The organism is Mesorhizobium sp. M0077, from assembly GCF_040322955.1.
GTDB lineage: Bacteria > Pseudomonadota > Alphaproteobacteria > Rhizobiales > Rhizobiaceae > Mesorhizobium.
This window is the reverse complement of sequence record NZ_JAMYUL010000014.1, coordinates 1-16,009: the sequence shown is the minus strand read 5'-3', so window position 1 is coordinate 16,009 and position 16,009 is coordinate 1. Positions and strand designations below refer to the sequence as shown.

Sequence of the window (16,009 nt, the reverse complement as noted above, 5' to 3'; positions counted from 1 at the left end):
CCCTTCGGGCACCCTTCTCCCTGGGAACGGGAAAAGGGAGAAACATCACTTCTTCGGCGCCAGCCAGATTTCGGCGTCGAGCCGCCTGGTGGCGAGACCGCGCGCAAGGGCTTCGGCGCTGTGCGCGTTCTTCGACAGGGCAGCGGCCTGGCGCTTGCTGATGACCAGCCCTTCGGCCAGCGCCCGGTTGCCCGAAAACACCCGTGACAGGAACGGCGTGCGGCTGCCGCGCGCACGGGAAAAGCGCGCCGGCATGGTTTGCCGCGCCGTGTGAGCGACAACGTCGTCGATCCAGCCCTCCGCCAGCCTTGCGCCGGGTTCCAGAAACAGCAGCCAGTCACCCTTCGCCTGCCTGATTCCCGCGGCAATGCCGCCGGCCACGAAGTGGCAGCCGGCATGATCGGCAACCCGATGCGTCTGGTCGGTCGAGCCGGTGTCGCAGACGATGACATCGCGCACCACGCCCTCGACCGCGCCGCCGATCAACGAGGCGAGCGTGCGGGCAAGGCCTTCTTCGTCATCCCGGGTTTCGATGAGAACGCTGAGCATTTTTAGCCGAATAGCGGAAAGCCCGGCGCAGCGCCAGTTTTGCATGGCCCAACGAAAAAGTTCTTGCTTTGTTCTCATCAGCGAAATAGGATTATTTTCATGAACAGAGCGATTCGACAGCCAGCCGACAGTCCTTGGGAAAGGGCCAAAATGGAACATATCGTGCGTGCGGACATTGCTGCTTTCGGAGCAGGGCGAGCCGAGATGGCCAATGCGATGATCGAACAGAGCGGCATGCGCGTCCGTCCGGATCGCAACCGCGGCCGTTCCGCGGGCATCAACCCGTCCGGCCGGTTCGAGCCGGTCAGCCGGGATGTGTTCGACGACGGCTGGAATTCGCTGGAGGAATTGCCGCCGTTCAAGACCGAAGTGCAGGTCGAGAAGCCGCGCACCATCATCACCCGCAACGAATCGCCCGACATTTCCTTCGACCGCTCGATCAACCCCTATCGCGGCTGCGAGCATGGCTGCGTCTATTGTTTCGCCCGGCCGACGCATTCCTTCATGGGCCTGTCGCCGGGGCTGGATTTCGAAGCGAAGCTGTTTGCCAAGCCGGATGCGGCGCGGCTGCTCGACAAGGAACTGTCGAAGGATGGCTATCAGCCGCGCACCATCGCGATCGGCACCAACACCGATCCCTACCAGCCGATCGAGAAACAATACCGGGTTATGCGCGAGATCCTCGAAGTGCTGGAGGCGCGCGGCCATCCGGTCGGCATCGTCACCAAATCCCATCTGGTGACGCGCGACATCGACATCTTGTCGCGCATGGCCGAACGGGGCTTGGCCAAGGTGGCGCTGTCGGTGACAACGATGGACCGCATGCTGGCGCGCACCATGGAGCCACGCGCGTCGACGCCGACCAAGCGGCTTGAGGCGATCCGGCAGCTTTCCGATGCCGGCATTCCGGCCTCTGTCATGGTGGCGCCGATCATTCCCGGCCTGACCGACCAGGAGATGGAGCGCATCCTCGATTCGGCACGCGCCGCAGGCGCCCGCGAGGCCGGCTATGTCATCCTGCGCCTGCCGCTCGAGGTGGCGCCGATCTTCAAGGACTGGCTGCTGCGCCATTATCCCGACCGCTATCGGCACGTGATGTCGCTGATCCGTTCGATGCGCGACGGCAAGGACTATGATTCGGAATGGGGCAAGCGGATGAAAGGCGCCGGCCCCTATGCCTGGCAGATCGGCCGGCGCTTCGAGATCACGGCCAAGCGGCTCGGCCTCAACGCCGAGCGGCGCACGCTCCGAACCGACCAGTTTGTCGCCGCCGCCAAGGCGACCGAGCAGCTGATGCTGCTCTGAGAGTAGCGCCTGCCCTGCCCTCGTGGCTGTCAGGCGACCCAAGAATCCCGTCCGGCCTGTCCCCCGGCCTGCAGACGGTGCCCTCCCGGTCTTGCCCCACTCGACCTTGGAGGGACTTGCGGAGAATCGGAGCCGATGCGAACCTCGCCGCAACATGGCTCGCGCACGTTCCGATTCTCCGCTTCTTTTCGAAATCGTCGAAAAGCCCGACTTCTCCTTCGAGACGAAGGCGATGGCGGAAGGCCTGTGGCCGGTGGCAGGCATGGACGAGGCCGGCCGCGGTCCGCTGGCCGGGCCGGTGGTGGCGGCGGCCGTGATCCTCGATCCCGCCAACATTCCCGACGGGCTCGACGATTCCAAACGGCTCAACCATTTGCAGCGCGAGGCGCTGTTCCTGAAAATCCTGGGGTCAGCGCTCGGCGTGTCGATGGCCTCGGTCAGCGCCGAAGGCATTGACGGCAGCAACATCCTCAAGGCCAGCCTGGAAGCCATGCGCCGCGCCCTTGCCGGCCTGCCGATCCAGGCGAAGCTGGCGCTGGCCGATGGCCGCGATGTGCCGCCGGGCCTCCTCTGCGAAGGCCGCGCGCTGATCAAGGGCGACCAGCGCTCGCAATCGATCGCCGCCGCCTCGATCGTCGCCAAGGTGATGCGCGACCGCATGATGTGCGGCTGCGGCAGCCATCACGAGCGCTACGGGTTCGAGGTCCATATGGGCTACGCCACCGTGCGGCACCGCACCGCGATCGAAGCGCATGGGCCGGTGGCAAGGCTGCACCGGGCATCATTCGCGCCGTTCAGGCTGGGTGGGGTTGAGGTGGTGGAAGAAGAAGGGTTTGTCGGGTTGGACAGCTAATCTCCCCCCTTGAGGGGGAGATGGCCGGCAGGCCAGAGGGGGTCGCGCGCGTGAAGTGCTAGCCCTTCTTGGTCGCAGAAAGAGCGTCGCGCCTGGTCGAACGGACCCCCTCTGTCGCCTTTGGCGACATCCCCCCCTCGAGGGCCCTCGAGGGGGAGATCAGGCGCACCACCGCCTTCGCCAATCTCCGTCGCCGCTCAACAAAAAAGCCGCCAGGTTGCCCGGGCGGCTTGATGTCAGCGAGTTAACCCCGCTCAGTTCAGCCTGGCCTTCACGTCCTGCAGCGCGGACTTGAACAGGTCGGCGCCGGCCTTGGCGTCGATCTTGCCGGCAAGCAGCGTGCGGGCCGCCTCGACGGCGATGTCGACGGCGCTGGCGCGCACTTCGGCGACGGCTTCGCGCTCGGCCTGGCCGATCTTCTGCTCGGCAAGCGCAGTGCGACGGGTGACATAGTCTTCGGTCTTCTTGTGCGCCTCGGCGGCAAGCATGTCGGCCTCGCGCTTGGCGGCAGCGACGATGGCTGCGGCCTCCTGCTCGGCTTCCTTGCGCTTCTTCTGGTATTGGCCGAGCAGTTGCTGGGCCTCTTCGCGCAACCGGCGGGCTTCCGCAAGCTCGTCGCTGATCTTGGTCGCACGGGCGTCGAGCGACTTGGCGATCAGGCCTGGCACCTTGATGTAAACGGCAACGCCGAGGAAAATGACGAGGGCAACCGTTGCCCAAAGCGTTGCGAGAGATGTGGCGTCCATGATGTGCTCCTCACCGGGCCACGGATTTGACCGCAGCCGAGATCTCGGCCTTGCTCGTCTTGCCGCCGACAAGCGCATCGACGATGGCTGAAGCGGTGTCCTCGGCAATCATGCCGACTTCCTTCATGGCGTTGGCCTTGATGGAAGCAATGCTGGCCTCGGCCTCGCCGAGCTTCTTGTCGAGGGCGGCCTCGACCTTCTTGCGGGCAGCCTCGGCTTCAGCCTTGGCAGCGTCGTTGGCCTGCTGGCCGATCGCGTTGGCCTTGGCCTTGGCTTCCGCCAGTTCCTGCTCGTAAGCGGCAACGGCGGCGTCGGCCTCGCCCTTCAGCTTGGCGGCCTGGTCGAGGTCCTGCGTGATGCGATCGCTGCGGACGTCGATGATGCCGCCAAGGCGCGGCATCACCACCTTCTTCAGGAACAAATAGAACAGCCCGAACGTGATCGCCAGCCACAGAAGCTGGGACGGAAACGTCGCCGGATCGAATGGCGGGAACGTGCCGTGCGCCTCGGCAGGCACGCCGGTGCCGGAATGCGTGTCGCCTTCCGTACCGGTGTGGGCGCCTTCAGCGGCGGGTGCGGACTCTTGCGCAAACGCAGATGTCACGAACATGGACTATCCCCTCATATCAGGCATGGCCGCAGGAATGCGGCCAGCCAATTCTTCCCAATGCTCGTCCGACCGATAATTGGCCGAACAGGGGCTCAGCCGAACAGGGCGAGAAGCGCGATGAGAAGCGAGAAAATGCCCAGAGCTTCGGTCACGGCGAAGCCGAAAATCAGGCGGCCGAACTGGCCATCGGCGGCCGACGGATTGCGCAGGGCGCCCGCCAGGTAGCTGCCGAAGATGTTGCCGAGGCCAATGCCCGCGCCGCCCATGCCCAGGCAAGCGATACCGGCGCCGATGTACTTTGCTGCTTCTGCGTCCATTTTGAACTCCTTTGGATCTGTAATTCCGTTGCAATTCCATCCGGCGAAAGATGCCGGAAATTCTAAGGTCAGTGCCCGGGATGCAGGGCGTCGTTCAGATACATGCAGGTCAGCACCGCAAAGACGTAGGCCTGCAGGAAAGCGACCAGCAATTCCAGCGCGGTCAGCGCGACTGCCATGGCCAGCGGCAACACCGAACCGGCAACGCCGACGGCGCCGAGCGCGCTCAGGCTGACGACGAAGCCCGAAAACACCTTCAGGGTGATGTGGCCGGCCAGCATGTTGGCGAACAGACGAACCGAGAGGCTGACCGGGCGCGACACGAAGGAGATCACCTCGATCAGCACCACCAGCGGTAACAGGAACACCGGAACGCCGTGCGGCACGAAGAGCTTGAGGAAGCCCAGACCGTGCTTCGTGAAGCCGTAGACAACGACGGTTCCGATCACCAGGGCTGCGAGGCCGAAGGTGACGATGATGTGGCTGGTGACGGTGAAGAAGTAAGGGAAAAGGCCAAGCAGGTTGGCGACCAGCACGAACATGAACAGCGAGAACACGAAGGGGAAGAACTTCATGCCCTGCGTTCCGGCGGCGTCGCGCAGCATGTTGGAGACGAACTCATAGCCCATTTCCGAAACCGACTGCAGGCGCCCGGGAACAAGGCTGCGGCTGGAGGTCGAGAGGTACAGAAACGCCGATGCGACGAGCACGGTCGCGACCATGAACAGAGCCGAATTGGTGAAGGACAGGTCATAGCCGCCGATATTGATCGGAATCAGCTTGACGATATGGAACTGGTGGATCGGATCGACCTTGTCAGCAGCCATTTACATCCCCGTCAAAACCGCGAGCGGCCTTAAGTGTCCTTGTGCGCCATTGGCGGCGCGCCATTTCATTCTTTCGGATCGTGCGACTTCTCGCTTTTTCCGAATTCCGCCACAACACCTGACGAACGCAGGACATTGAGCACGCCGGCGCCAAAGCCCAGCAACAAGCCGACGACCAGACCCCATGGCGAGGTTCCCGCCACGCGATCCAGAAACCAGCCAAGGCCCACACCCACCACTATCCCGGCGATGAACTCGCTGGACAGCTTGAGCGCCTGGCCATATCCGGCCGTCGCCTTCGCGCCGTCATTCCCCTCGAGCTGATCCGGCCGTCTTGTCGCAAGCGATGCTCCAAGCTCACGCCGGCGGCGTTCGAGATCTTCGTCGCGGATGTCGGCCTCGTGCTTGCTGCCGCGGCCGGTTTCTCCGGTTCCGTCTGGCCCGTTCTTGTCGGCCATCGTAACCCCCCTGCCCGGTCAGACCGTCACCGTCCGTCCGCTTCTAAAGTCGCCGGCAACATAGTTAGAGGGTTTGCGCCCGTCAAGCCACGGGCGGGACTTCAAAGCCATGTATTTTTTCTATTGGAATCAATCACTTGGCGAGGTGCGACATCGTGCCCGGCACTATCGGGTCGGCACATGCCCCGAATCCGTCCGGCGACCGTTGTCCGATTTCGGCTTCCAGGGCCTTTGCGGTTCGTTTGCGACAGGCAAGCCGAAGGGCTCAGCTCCAGCCGCCGCCATAGGTGCGGTAGAAGATATGCAGGCCGATCTTGGTCATCTTCTGCATCGTGCGCGCCCAGCCCGGATGGACGTAGTTGGCGTAGTAGTGGGTCGATGAGCCGACTTCGGGAATGAATATCTTGCCGGCGGTGACCGCCATCGCGACGTCCTGCGCGGTCTTGTAATGGGCGGGGCTCTCGATGCGCTTCTTGCGGCCGTCGCAGGCGAAGGAGAACTGGCAGCGGTTCAGCCAGTTGTCGTTCTGGTAGACGACGCCGCAAATCGAGTTCGGATAGGCCGGATTGCGGACGCGGTTGAGAATGACCTGCGCGACGGCGGCCTGGCCGCGCACGGATTCGCCGCGCGCCTCGAAATAGATGCCGTTGGCGAGGCAGGCCTGCTCCTTCGTGGAGAAGACGCTGGCCGGCAGCGGGTTCTGGATCCACGAGTGGTCACCCTTGGCCATCGGCGGAATGAAGCGCCCGCTGCTCGGCTCCTCGTCCTGCAGCAGCGCTTCGAAGGGTGAGGCCTTGGCGTAATCGGGTTCGGCCTGGGCATAGGCGGTGGCCAGCACGTCCGGTCTGTCATTGTTGACCAACGCGGCAAGCATGGCCGGCACGCCGGGATCGGGCTTCTTGTCCACATTGGTATGGAAGGCCTGGGCGATCTGGATTTCCTTGCCCTTGATGCCGGGCTTGGCGAAGGCGAGCTTCAGGCCGCTGTCCATGCTCGGCCGCAGCAGCGAGGACGTGCGCTGAAAGATTGAGCCGGCATTGAAGTTCTTCGGCGGCGCCACCGGCGAGACCTGGATGATGCGGCCCTTCTTGTCGGCGCGCATGATGCGGTCCTCGTCGGGCGTGATGCCGGCGACATTGCCCTTGCCGCGAAACGAGACCTTGCCGACGCCGGGCAGGCGCACGCCCGAGCCCGAGAGCGAACCGGTGGTGACGGAATCGATGAAAGGCATTTCGGCGGCATGAACCGAGCCGGCGACGGAGCGCTCGACATAAGAGTTCCAGCGGGTGCCCGAAGCTTCGAGGCCGGAAATCAAGCTGCCCATGTCCTGGTAGGCGACGACAGTTGGAAAGCCGATCCAGATGCCGAGCCCGATGACCAATGGCGATACGAAGGAACGTTTTTTCTCACCGGCGGCGGCGGCCAGCCGCTTCAGGACACGTCGATGCACGGGGAACTCTCCAGAAACGCCACTGAGCCACTGGAGAGCCAAAGTGAAGCATTAACCTTGATGCGGGGTTAACGCGGTTGATCGTGTTTTTCCGAAGCGGCCCGAAATGGGACGCCGTTTGCCGACCGGCAACCCGTCAGTTCGGCCGCAGGAAAATTGGCCATGCAATCATGGCGCAGAGCGCGCCCACCAGCCAGACGCCAGGCCACGACCAGATGAGCAGCAAAGCCGGAATGGCGGTCGGCACCACGAAGAAGGCGATGAAGACGAAGCTGTTGGCAAGACCGAGCGCGGTTCCGGCGCGGCTGGCGCCGGCAAGCGTGGCGAGTTCGGTGTAGGCGACGCCATGCCAGGCGGAGACCGAAATGCCGGCAACGACCAGCAGCACGTCGATCGCCGGGATCAACGCGGCATGGGCGTCTGGCGTGGCTCCTGCCGCCAGGACCAGCAGGCCGACGGCCGCGAAGCCAAGCGCGCTCGTCATGCTGCAGAGGCGCAGGAACCAGCGGCGGTTGCCATGGCGGTCGGTGAAGCGGCCGCTCCAGACGCGCATCACCATCGCGCCGGTCTGCACCGCGGCAAGGCTGGCGCTGATCGTGAGCGTGGCCATGCCGGCGAAATCGTGCAGGAAGACGGAGGCGAAGGTGAGCACCGCCACTTGCGGAAAGCAGAGCAGGCCGATGGCGGTGGCGATGCGCCAGACCTCGACATTGCGCAGCGGCGCCGGACCGCCCGACTTTGCCACGGCCATGCTGCCGGCATTGTCCAGTTCCGGCGGCTGGTGCAGCCATCGCCAGGCAAACAGCGCAGAGACGGCGTTCATGGCGGCCAGCAGCCCGAAGACCGCCGCGAAACCGTGCACCGATGCCAGCGACGGCAGGACCAGCGCGCCGAGCCCGCCGCCGAGCGGCACCGCGGTCTGCCTGATGCTCATGGCAAAGCCACGTTCGCCTTCGTGGAACCAGGCCATGATGGCGCGGCCGCTGGAACCGTTGACGCTGCCGCCGAGCAGGCCGGTGACCAGAAGGCATGCGGCCAGCATTGCGACGCCAGGCACATAGGTCACTGAGGGCACGATGAACAACGCCATCAGGGCGAGCCACGCCGCGGTCGCACCAAGGCCGGTCAATAGCACGCCGCGATCGCCCCAGCGGTCGGTGAGCAGACCCCAGGGCAGTTCGCTCAAGGCAACGCCCAGTCCGAGAAGACCGAGGACCAGGCCGAGATTGCCATTGCTCAAGTGATAGCCCGACCGCAGAAACACCGCCGCCGCCGGTATGCCGGCGAAGGTGGCGGAGAAACTGGCATTGGCGGCAACGCCGATGCCAAGCACCTTCCAGCGATGATTGGCGCGAAATCGTTCAGCCTTCGACGTGACGGCGGCGGCTCGGCCAACCCGGCCTGGCTCACAATTTGCGTCGGCGATCGACATGGCGGGACTCCTGTTGATGCCCTTTCGGGACCTTGACGCCTCGTCTTTACCGCCATAACTTCATCCCGAATATCGGGAAGTTTTTGACAATTGTTCCCGAAAAACAGGATCGTTGTGATGCGCCGCGTAACCTTCGACCTCGATGTCCTCCGAAGCTTCGTCACCGGCATGGAACTCGGCAGCTTCGCCAAGGCCGCCGACCGGCTTGGCCGCTCGACCTCGGCGGTGAGCGCGCAACTGAAGAAGTTGGAGGACCAGGCGGCGACGCCGATCTTCCGCAAGTCGGGCCGCGGACTGGCGTTGACCGAAGCCGGCGAAACCATGCTCGGCTATGCCAGGCGGCTGCTCGAGTTGAACGACGAGGCGGCCTCGGCCATCCACGACGTGGAACTGGAAGGCTGGGTCAGGCTCGGCTTGCAGGAGGATTTCGGCGAGGCGGTGCTGCCGGAGGTGCTCGGACGCTTCGCCCGCGCGCACCCCAAGGTCAAGATCGAGGCGCGGATCGGGCGCAGCTATGAACTCGCCGAGCGGATCACATCAGGCAATCTCGACATTGCGCTGGCCTGGGACAGCGGCCAGGCGCTGCCTTACAGCCGGCATGTCGGCGACGCGCAATTGCGCTGGATCGGGCCGGCAAAGCTGATCGAGACCAGGCTACGCGAGGGCGAGGCACTGCCGCTGGTGGCGCTGGAAGCGCCATGCCTGCTGCGCACAGTGACGACGGAAACGCTCGACCGCGCCGGCCTGCCATGGCGGATGGCCTTCTCCAGCCCCAGCCTTGGCGGCATCTGGGCGGCGGTCGCCGCCGGCCTCGGCCTGACCATCCGCACGGATATCGGCCTGCCGGCCAATGTCAGGACGATGGCACCGCAAACGTTGGGCTTACCCGCGCTGCCAACCATGGCGCTGGTGATGCACCAGAAAGACGCCGAACTGGACCCGGTGGCGACGCGGCTGGCGGATATTTTGTGGCAGGCGGCGGTGGCGGCGCTGCCGCAGGACGAGCGGTTGAGAGAGGTCGCTTAGACGCGGTGATCACCCGGTGTCGCGTTCCGTCACACCCCCCTCTGTCCTGCCGGACATCTCCCCCTCAAGGGCCCTCAAGGGGGGAGATTGCTGTCATCAACGCTTTCGCCAATTTTTGATCTTGCAAGGTGAGAACGGCCGCAGCGGCTGCTGATCTCCCCCCTTGAGGGGGATGCCCGGCAGGGCAGAGGGGGGTGTGCCCCGCCAATCTTGCGGAGAATTTCGCAACCGTCACCGCTCACTTGCGCTTGTTCGCTCTCCCCGCGAACGGGTTGTCCGAAGTCCGCAGCGCTATCCTGATCGGCACGCCGGGCATGTCGAAGGCTTCGCGCAGGCTGTTGGAGAGGTAGCGGACATAGGATTGCGGCATCGCGTCGGGCCGCGAGCACTGGACGACGAAACCCGGCGGCCGGGTCTTGGCCTGGGTGACGTATTTGACCTTGAGCCGGCGTCCGGCGACGGCGGGCGGCGGATGATGCGCAAGAATGCTTTCCAGCCAGCGGTTGAGCTTGCCGGTGGAAACGCGGCTGTTCCACACCTTGTGCGTCTTGATGACGGCATCCATCAGCTTGTCGAGGCTGCGCCCGGTCTCGGCCGAAACCGTCACCGCCTGGATGCCGCGCACTTGCGGCAAAAGCCGTGTGGTCTTTTCGCGCAATTCGGCCAGCAGTTCCTGCGGATTGTCGATCAGGTCCCATTTGTTGAAGGCGATGACCGGCGCCCTGCCCTCGCGGATGATCAGGTCGGCGATCTGGAGGTCCTGCTTCTCGAATGGGATGGTGGCGTCGAGCACGATGATGACGATCTCGGCAAAGCGGATGGCGCGCAGACCGTCCTGCACCGACATCACTTCCAGCTTTTCGTGGATCCTGGCCTTGCGGCGCATGCCGGCAGTGTCGAACAGTTTTAGGCGACGGCCATGCCAGTCCCAGTCGACCGAGATGGAATCGCGGGTGATGCCGGCTTCCGGGCCGGTCAAAAGCCGCTCCTCGCCGATCAGCGCGTTGATCAGCGTCGACTTGCCGGCATTGGGACGGCCGACGACGGCGATGCGCATCGGCTTGGTGTCGTCATAGGCAGGTTCGGCGTCGGGATCGGTGATGTCCTCGCCGATCAGCACCTCGCTGGCGGCGACGTCCTCGGCCTCGTCTTCTTCCTCGCCGAAGGCGCGGTCTTTGCCCAGCGCCTCGATCACCGCGTCGCGCAGATCGGGCATGCCCTGGCCGTGCTCGGCCGAGACCGGGATCGGCTCGCCGAGGCCGAGTTCCCAGGCCTCCAGCATGCCGCCCTGGGCGCCCTTGGCCTCGGCCTTGTTGGCGACCAGCACGACCGGCTTGCCGGATTTGCGCACGATCTCGGCAAAGGTGCGGTCGTCGGGCAAAAGGCCTGATTTGGCGTCGATGGTGAAGAAGATCAGGTCGGCTTCGCGGATCGCGATCTCGGTCTGCGCGCGCATGCGGCCGGGCAACGTCGAGGCGGCGGCGTCTTCGAAACCGGCGGTGTCGATGACATCGAAATGCAGATCGTAGAGTTTGGCCGCGTGGACGCGACGGTCGCGGGTGACGCCCGGCGTGTCGTCGACAAGCGCCAGCTTCCGTCCCACCAATCGGTTGAAAAGCGTCGATTTGCCGACATTGGGCCGGCCGATAATGGCGACTTTGAAGCTCATCCGGCTATCCATATCATCGCCCAAACCGCAGCGCGCCCTTGGGTCAGGCCCGAGGGCAGGCTTTGGGCGATGCGTATCATGACGCGCCCGAGCCGCGGATCAATTCCGACATCAGCGTCGCCCGCTGGCGCGCGTTGCGCGGGGCGCCGTCATCGGCGGCGATCTGGTCGAACAGTTTCAGCGCATCCTGGGTCTTGCCTTCCTTCCAGGCGGCAAGGCCGAGCGCTTCGCGCGCTGTGTGGCGCAGCGTGTTGTTGTCGGCGGTCAGCGCCTCGACGCGGCTGGAGACGTCGGCGAAGGAGCCGTGATCGACGAGCAGCAGGGCGGCCCGCAGGCGCGCCATGTCGCGAATGCCCTGGGGAATGGCGTTGTCGGCGGCGACGCCATCGAAATCGGCGACGGCGGCGGCAAAGTCGCCCTTGTCGGCCTTGACGGTCGCCGCGCGCATGCGGGCGAGCAGCGGATAGGCGCCGTAGCCGTCCTTTTCCAGCTGTTCGAGGGCGGTCAGCGCCTCGTCGCTCTTGCCGTCATTGGCAAGCTTCAGCGCCTGCGAGAAGGCATCGCCGGAGCGGTTGGCGCGCGTCTCGTCCCAATAGCGGTAGCCGACGAAGGCGGCGGTGCCAAGCACCACCAGGATGGCGAGGCCAAGGATCGCCGGACCAAAGCGGTCCCATAGCGCCTGCGCCTGCTCGCGACGGATCTCGTCGTTGACTTCGCGGATAAAACTGTCGTCGGACATCAATCAAAACCATTGCTGCCCTAACAGGGGCGCTTCTTGAGCCCGCGTTTTAGCGAAATTTCGCGGGCATGGAAGGGGCTCGGCAGGAAAATCGGCTAATCGCCGGGCGCATAGCTGCCGACGTTGATCGCACCCACGCCACATTTTGCCGATAGCCGGCTTGGACTGCCTCCAGATCAAGCCCAGATTGCCGATGCCACGTTTGTCCCGCGTTGTTGCGTTTTCCTCAGCCGTGCTTGCCATGGCTGGTGCGGCTTTCGCCGACCCGCCGGCGCCGCCTGCCCCGGCAAAGCCGAAGCAAATCGTCATCATCTCGTTCGATAGCGCCCGGGAGATCTCGCAATGGCAGCGCAGCCGGGCGCTGGCCAAGCGCACCGGCGCGCATTTCACCTACTTTTTGTCCTGCGTCTTCCTGCTGTCGCCGCAGACGCGGGCCGACTACACAGCTCCGGCCAAGTCCGCGGGCAAATCCAACATCGGCTTTGCCGCTTCGAAGCAGGACGTCGCCGATCGGCTCGATCAGATCGGGCTCGCCGCTTCGGAAGGCCACGACATCGCCAGCCATGGCTGCGGCCATTTCGACGGCAAGGACTGGAGCAAGGCCGACTGGCTGAAGGAATTCGCCTCGTTCGAGCGCATTCTGGAAAACGCCTATGCGATCAACGGTATTGAACCCGAGCCCAAGGGATGGCGCGATATTGCCCATGCCGTTGTCGGCTTTCGCGCGCCGTACCTCTCGACCAGCAAAGGGCTCTATGAGGCCCTGCCTGAAGCCGGCTACCACTATGATGCCAGCGGCGTTTCGAAAGGCCCGGTCGAGCCGCCGACCGGCGGCGGCTTGACCCGCTTTTCGCTGCCGCAGATCCCGGAAGGCCCTGATGGTAGGCTGGTGATCGCCATGGACTACAATCTCTATGTCAGGCATTCCGGCGGCTTCGAGCGGCCAAGCCAGGCGGCAGACTTCACCGAGCGGACGTACCAGGCGTTCCGCGCCGCCTTCGACAGGCAATATCAGGGCAAGCGCATCCCGCTGGTGCTCAGCTTCCACTTCACGCCGATGAACAACGGCGCCTACTGGGACGCGCTGGAGCGCTTTGCCGGCGAAAACTGCGTCAAATCAGATGTCGAGTGCATCAGTTTTCGCGATTATGTGCAGCGGCAACGTGGTAGCGAGAGGCAGGCGGCGGTGGGCGGCTGAGCCGCCAACCGTCTATGCAGATAGGATCAAGCCGGGTCGGGTTCCTTTGCCTGGCGCGCGAGGAAACGACGATCGATATCGGGAAGCGGCTCGCCGTGGATAATTGCCTCGAAGGCACGCAGGCGCTTGTAAATGGACAGAAGCTCGACAATCGTTGTCCACGCATTGACGAGATATTGGAACGAGGAGCGCACTTGCCCGAAGGCATCGAGAATTCGGTTCAATAGACCCAAACTGATTTTGGCGGCCACCATCGTTGGGACCAATACTATATAAGGGAATATATTATCTATCTGAAGATAGAATATGCGAGCCACATTGAAATACATGTAGTGGAAGTAAAGCCTAAAGTAATTTCGCCGCACGTTGTTAAATAGTTCGGCGACAGTGGGCGGCCGAGCACGATTCGGATCATCTTCACCATAAACAAGTTCTTTTCGATAGGCAGCCTCGACGCGCTGGTTACGGAATTCGAGGCCTGGCAACTTGATGCCGACGAGCGCCAAGAAAGTAGTCCCAAAAATCGACCAAACAATCGCTACCACCACTAGGGAGTAAGGGACCTCTCCGACGATTGGCAATTCAGTTACATTTTTCGACAGAACGAGGAGAACGGGCAAGAATGCGATCAGCGTCATTACCGAGCGGACCAAATTCACACCGAGTGCTTCCATCGTCGTGGAAAAGCGCATGGTGTCGTCCTGGACACGCTGCGACGCTCCTTCGATAGTGCGAAGCCTGTCCCAATAGAACATGTAGTATTCATTCATCGCCGTGCGCCAGCGGAAGATCCAATGGCTCACAAAAAATAGGTTAAGGACACCCACGGCAACGGCCAATCCAGCGACCCAGGAGATGGTCAGCAGTTGGCTGTAGAAATCCCACGGCGTTGTCGAATACGCCTTGCCGAGCGCCCGCTGTATGAGATCGTAGAACGGTCCGTACCAAGCGTTAAAGGCTACATCCACTTGAACCTGGAAATAGATCACGAAGAGAATGAGCGCGGACCCAAGGATCGACCAGTTCTGCCAAGGATGGGGTGAATACCACCTCCAAAAGCCAGCGAAAAGCGCTACGCCCGTGCCGTAGTATAGGTAGAACCAGACGAACGGGTCAGACCAAAAGACTTCAACGCCAACGGGCGTGTCGGCTGCCACCGGAGCAAGCCCAATCAGGGTACCCAGCTCTTGGCCGCCGAAAAACCAAATTATGATGAGCAAAAGGCTCCAGACGGCGGCCGAGGTGAAAAACAGCTTCGGCTGCGGGAAGAAGGATACGAACACTGTGGTGAAATCCTCGGTCGGTGCGCAAATCAGCGGGGTTCAGCGGGCATAAAGTCACACATTAGGTGGAAAGCAAATGCCCGTACCCGATGCCCGGCATCGAGCAAGACCACAATCATGGCGATTTTGGCGCGGCCGACCAGGTGATCCCAGCAGATACCAGCAATACGCCAGCAGCGACGATCGAGGCCAGGAAGAAGTTGCCCGAGGCTTGCGCCAGCAGTCCGGCGACGATCGGGCCGACGATCTGGCCGATGCCGAAGGAAGCGGTCATCAGCGCAAAAATCCGGCGCGGCGCCTCCGGCACGAGCTGCCTTGCCGTCTGCAGGCCGAGCGCGGTGATGGCGATGAAGGTGCCGCCGAGCAGGACGCCCGCCAGCAGCGGCCCGGCGGTGCCGCCGATGGCGACGCTGGCGGTGACGCCGACCACCTCGACCAGGCAGCCCACGGCATAGGCGGTATAAAGCCCGATCCGTGCCGCTACCTTCTGCCACAGCCAGACCGAGGGAAAGCCGGCAAGGCCGGTGACCATCCAGACGCTTGCCTCGAAGACGCGGCCGCCGCCGCCCTGGCGCACGATGGCGACCAGGAAGGTCGCCGTCACCACATAGCCGAAGCCGAACAGGCCGTAGGCAACGATGACTTTTGCCAACGACCGGTCCCTCGGCAGTGCCGGTTCGCGGTCGGCCACGCCGCGGCCAGGTGCGGTGCTGCCGGCGAGCAAGGCGACCATCGCAAGGCCGCCGGCGGAAATCGCTGCCGACCACAGCCAGCCCGAAGCCCAGCCGGCATGTTCGGTGACCAGAACCGCCATCAGCGCTGAGGATGCCGCGATGCCGAGGCCGACGCCGCCGAAATGCAGCGCCTGCAGGTCGCTTCTGTTGGCGGCTGCCAGGTGACCGAAGACGATCGAGGCCATGAACACCATGACGAAGGCGCTGGCGAGACCGGCAAGGAAGCGGAGGACGACAAAGGCGGTCATCGTCTCGCTCAGCCCCATCAGGGCGGCGAGCGCAGCACTGGCGGCAAGGCCGCCAAACATCAGCAGGCGCTCGCGCCCATGCGCCCAGCCGCCTGCCGCCGCAAGCGCGCCGACGAGGTAGCCGAGATAATTGGCCGACGCGATCCAGCCGGCATCGGCCGGCGACAGATGCAGTTCTTCCATCATTCCGGGCAGGATCGGCGTGTAGACGAAACGGCCAATGCCCATGGCAACGGCCATGGCGATCATGCCAGCGAGAGAAAGGCGTAAGGGCGCGGCGTTCATTGCGTCGCACAATAAGGGTGCGGACCGATCAGACCAATCCACTTGCGTTGGGCCAGACTTGGCGGCGGCGACAGTGGCCGTTGGCGTGACTGTGCCGAGGCGCGAGGGCCACTTGGCGTCGCGCCGCCCCGCCTGCCGGCACCTTCTCCCCATATAGTGACGGGGAGAAGGGGGTTATGTCCGAACCGGATAGATAGGTAACAGAATGGACCGATAGCATGGGTGACAGTTTTCTTGTCCGCCGGAGGACCGGCGATGGTTTGGCGAGAGACTGGCATCA

General features: G+C 63.7%; 16 protein-coding genes. 4 read left to right on the top strand and 12 right to left on the bottom strand.

Annotated elements, in window-relative coordinates:
• Positions 1-45 precede the first annotated feature (45 nt).
• Positions 46-549 (bottom strand): glycosyltransferase, encoded by a 504-nt coding sequence (locus tag NKJ57_RS23890; RefSeq protein WP_023684377.1) that lies wholly within the window; start codon positions 547-549, stop codon positions 46-48.
• Positions 550-699: 150 nt separating this feature from the next.
• Between NKJ57_RS23890 and NKJ57_RS23885 the strand changes: the two genes are divergently transcribed.
• Both NKJ57_RS23885 and rnhB read left to right on the top strand, forming a co-directional pair.
• Positions 700-1,854, top strand: a complete 1,155-nt coding sequence (locus NKJ57_RS23885; protein ID WP_352512926.1) for a PA0069 family radical SAM protein — start codon at positions 700-702, stop codon at positions 1,852-1,854.
• 154 nt (positions 1,855-2,008) lie between these two features.
• Positions 2,009-2,707, top strand: coding sequence for a ribonuclease HII (gene rnhB / locus NKJ57_RS23880; protein ID WP_023726390.1), 699 nt, complete (start codon positions 2,009-2,011; stop codon positions 2,705-2,707).
• Between the two features lie 254 nt (positions 2,708-2,961).
• Here the strand turns inward: rnhB and NKJ57_RS23875 are convergent, their stop codons facing one another.
• The 7 genes from NKJ57_RS23875 to NKJ57_RS23845 all read right to left on the bottom strand — a co-directional run bounded on the left by NKJ57_RS23875 (position 2,962) and on the right by NKJ57_RS23845 (position 8,547).
• Positions 2,962-3,453: a F0F1 ATP synthase subunit B gene (locus tag NKJ57_RS23875; RefSeq protein ID WP_023668483.1), complete on the bottom strand. Its 492-nt coding sequence runs from the start codon at positions 3,451-3,453 to the stop codon at positions 2,962-2,964.
• A gap of 10 nt (positions 3,454-3,463) precedes the next feature.
• On the bottom strand, positions 3,464-4,063 hold the full coding sequence (locus NKJ57_RS23870; RefSeq protein WP_352512927.1) for a F0F1 ATP synthase subunit B: 600 nt from the start codon (positions 4,061-4,063) through the stop codon (positions 3,464-3,466).
• A 92-nt stretch (positions 4,064-4,155) separates the two neighbouring features.
• Positions 4,156-4,380, bottom strand: a complete 225-nt coding sequence (locus NKJ57_RS23865; RefSeq protein ID WP_006206606.1) for a F0F1 ATP synthase subunit C — start codon at positions 4,378-4,380, stop codon at positions 4,156-4,158.
• 68 nt (positions 4,381-4,448) lie between these two features.
• Positions 4,449-5,207 carry a F0F1 ATP synthase subunit A gene (locus tag NKJ57_RS23860; protein WP_023745505.1) on the bottom strand — a complete coding sequence of 253 codons (759 nt, stop codon included), beginning with the start codon at positions 5,205-5,207 and terminating at the stop codon, positions 4,449-4,451.
• Between the two features lie 65 nt (positions 5,208-5,272).
• On the bottom strand, positions 5,273-5,665 hold the full coding sequence (locus NKJ57_RS23855; protein ID WP_023668486.1) for an AtpZ/AtpI family protein: 393 nt from the start codon (positions 5,663-5,665) through the stop codon (positions 5,273-5,275).
• A gap of 265 nt (positions 5,666-5,930) precedes the next feature.
• Positions 5,931-7,115 carry a cell wall hydrolase gene (locus NKJ57_RS23850; protein WP_023668487.1) on the bottom strand — a complete coding sequence of 395 codons (1,185 nt, stop codon included), beginning with the start codon at positions 7,113-7,115 and terminating at the stop codon, positions 5,931-5,933.
• A gap of 136 nt (positions 7,116-7,251) precedes the next feature.
• On the bottom strand, positions 7,252-8,547 hold the full coding sequence (locus NKJ57_RS23845; RefSeq protein WP_023745507.1) for an MFS transporter: 1,296 nt from the start codon (positions 8,545-8,547) through the stop codon (positions 7,252-7,254).
• 117 nt (positions 8,548-8,664) lie between these two features.
• Here NKJ57_RS23845 and NKJ57_RS23840 point away from each other — a divergent pair, with 117 nt between their 5' ends.
• Positions 8,665-9,573, top strand: coding sequence for a LysR substrate-binding domain-containing protein (locus tag NKJ57_RS23840; protein WP_023738457.1), 909 nt, complete (start codon positions 8,665-8,667; stop codon positions 9,571-9,573).
• A gap of 238 nt (positions 9,574-9,811) precedes the next feature.
• Here the strand turns inward: NKJ57_RS23840 and der are convergent, their stop codons facing one another.
• On the bottom strand, positions 9,812-11,242 hold the full coding sequence (der, locus tag NKJ57_RS23835; protein ID WP_023692116.1) for a ribosome biogenesis GTPase Der: 1,431 nt from the start codon (positions 11,240-11,242) through the stop codon (positions 9,812-9,814).
• Positions 11,243-11,318: 76 nt separating this feature from the next.
• Positions 11,319-11,981 (bottom strand): tetratricopeptide repeat protein, encoded by a 663-nt coding sequence (locus NKJ57_RS23830; protein WP_023729304.1) that lies wholly within the window; start codon positions 11,979-11,981, stop codon positions 11,319-11,321.
• A gap of 193 nt (positions 11,982-12,174) precedes the next feature.
• Here NKJ57_RS23830 and NKJ57_RS23825 point away from each other — a divergent pair, with 193 nt between their 5' ends.
• The gene (locus NKJ57_RS23825) at positions 12,175-13,179 is read left to right on the top strand and encodes a polysaccharide deacetylase family protein (RefSeq protein WP_023834492.1); all 1,005 of its coding nucleotides are present in this window, start codon (positions 12,175-12,177) and stop codon (positions 13,177-13,179) included.
• A gap of 26 nt (positions 13,180-13,205) precedes the next feature.
• On the opposite strand, the gene sbmA is transcribed toward NKJ57_RS23825, so the two are convergent.
• Positions 13,206-14,462: a peptide antibiotic transporter SbmA gene (gene sbmA, locus NKJ57_RS23820; protein WP_023668493.1), complete on the bottom strand. Its 1,257-nt coding sequence runs from the start codon at positions 14,460-14,462 to the stop codon at positions 13,206-13,208.
• A gap of 115 nt (positions 14,463-14,577) precedes the next feature.
• Complete coding sequence (locus NKJ57_RS23815; protein ID WP_023668494.1) at positions 14,578-15,693, bottom strand: YbfB/YjiJ family MFS transporter; 1,116 nt, start codon at positions 15,691-15,693, stop codon at positions 14,578-14,580.
• Between the last annotated feature and the right edge of the window lie 316 nt (positions 15,694-16,009).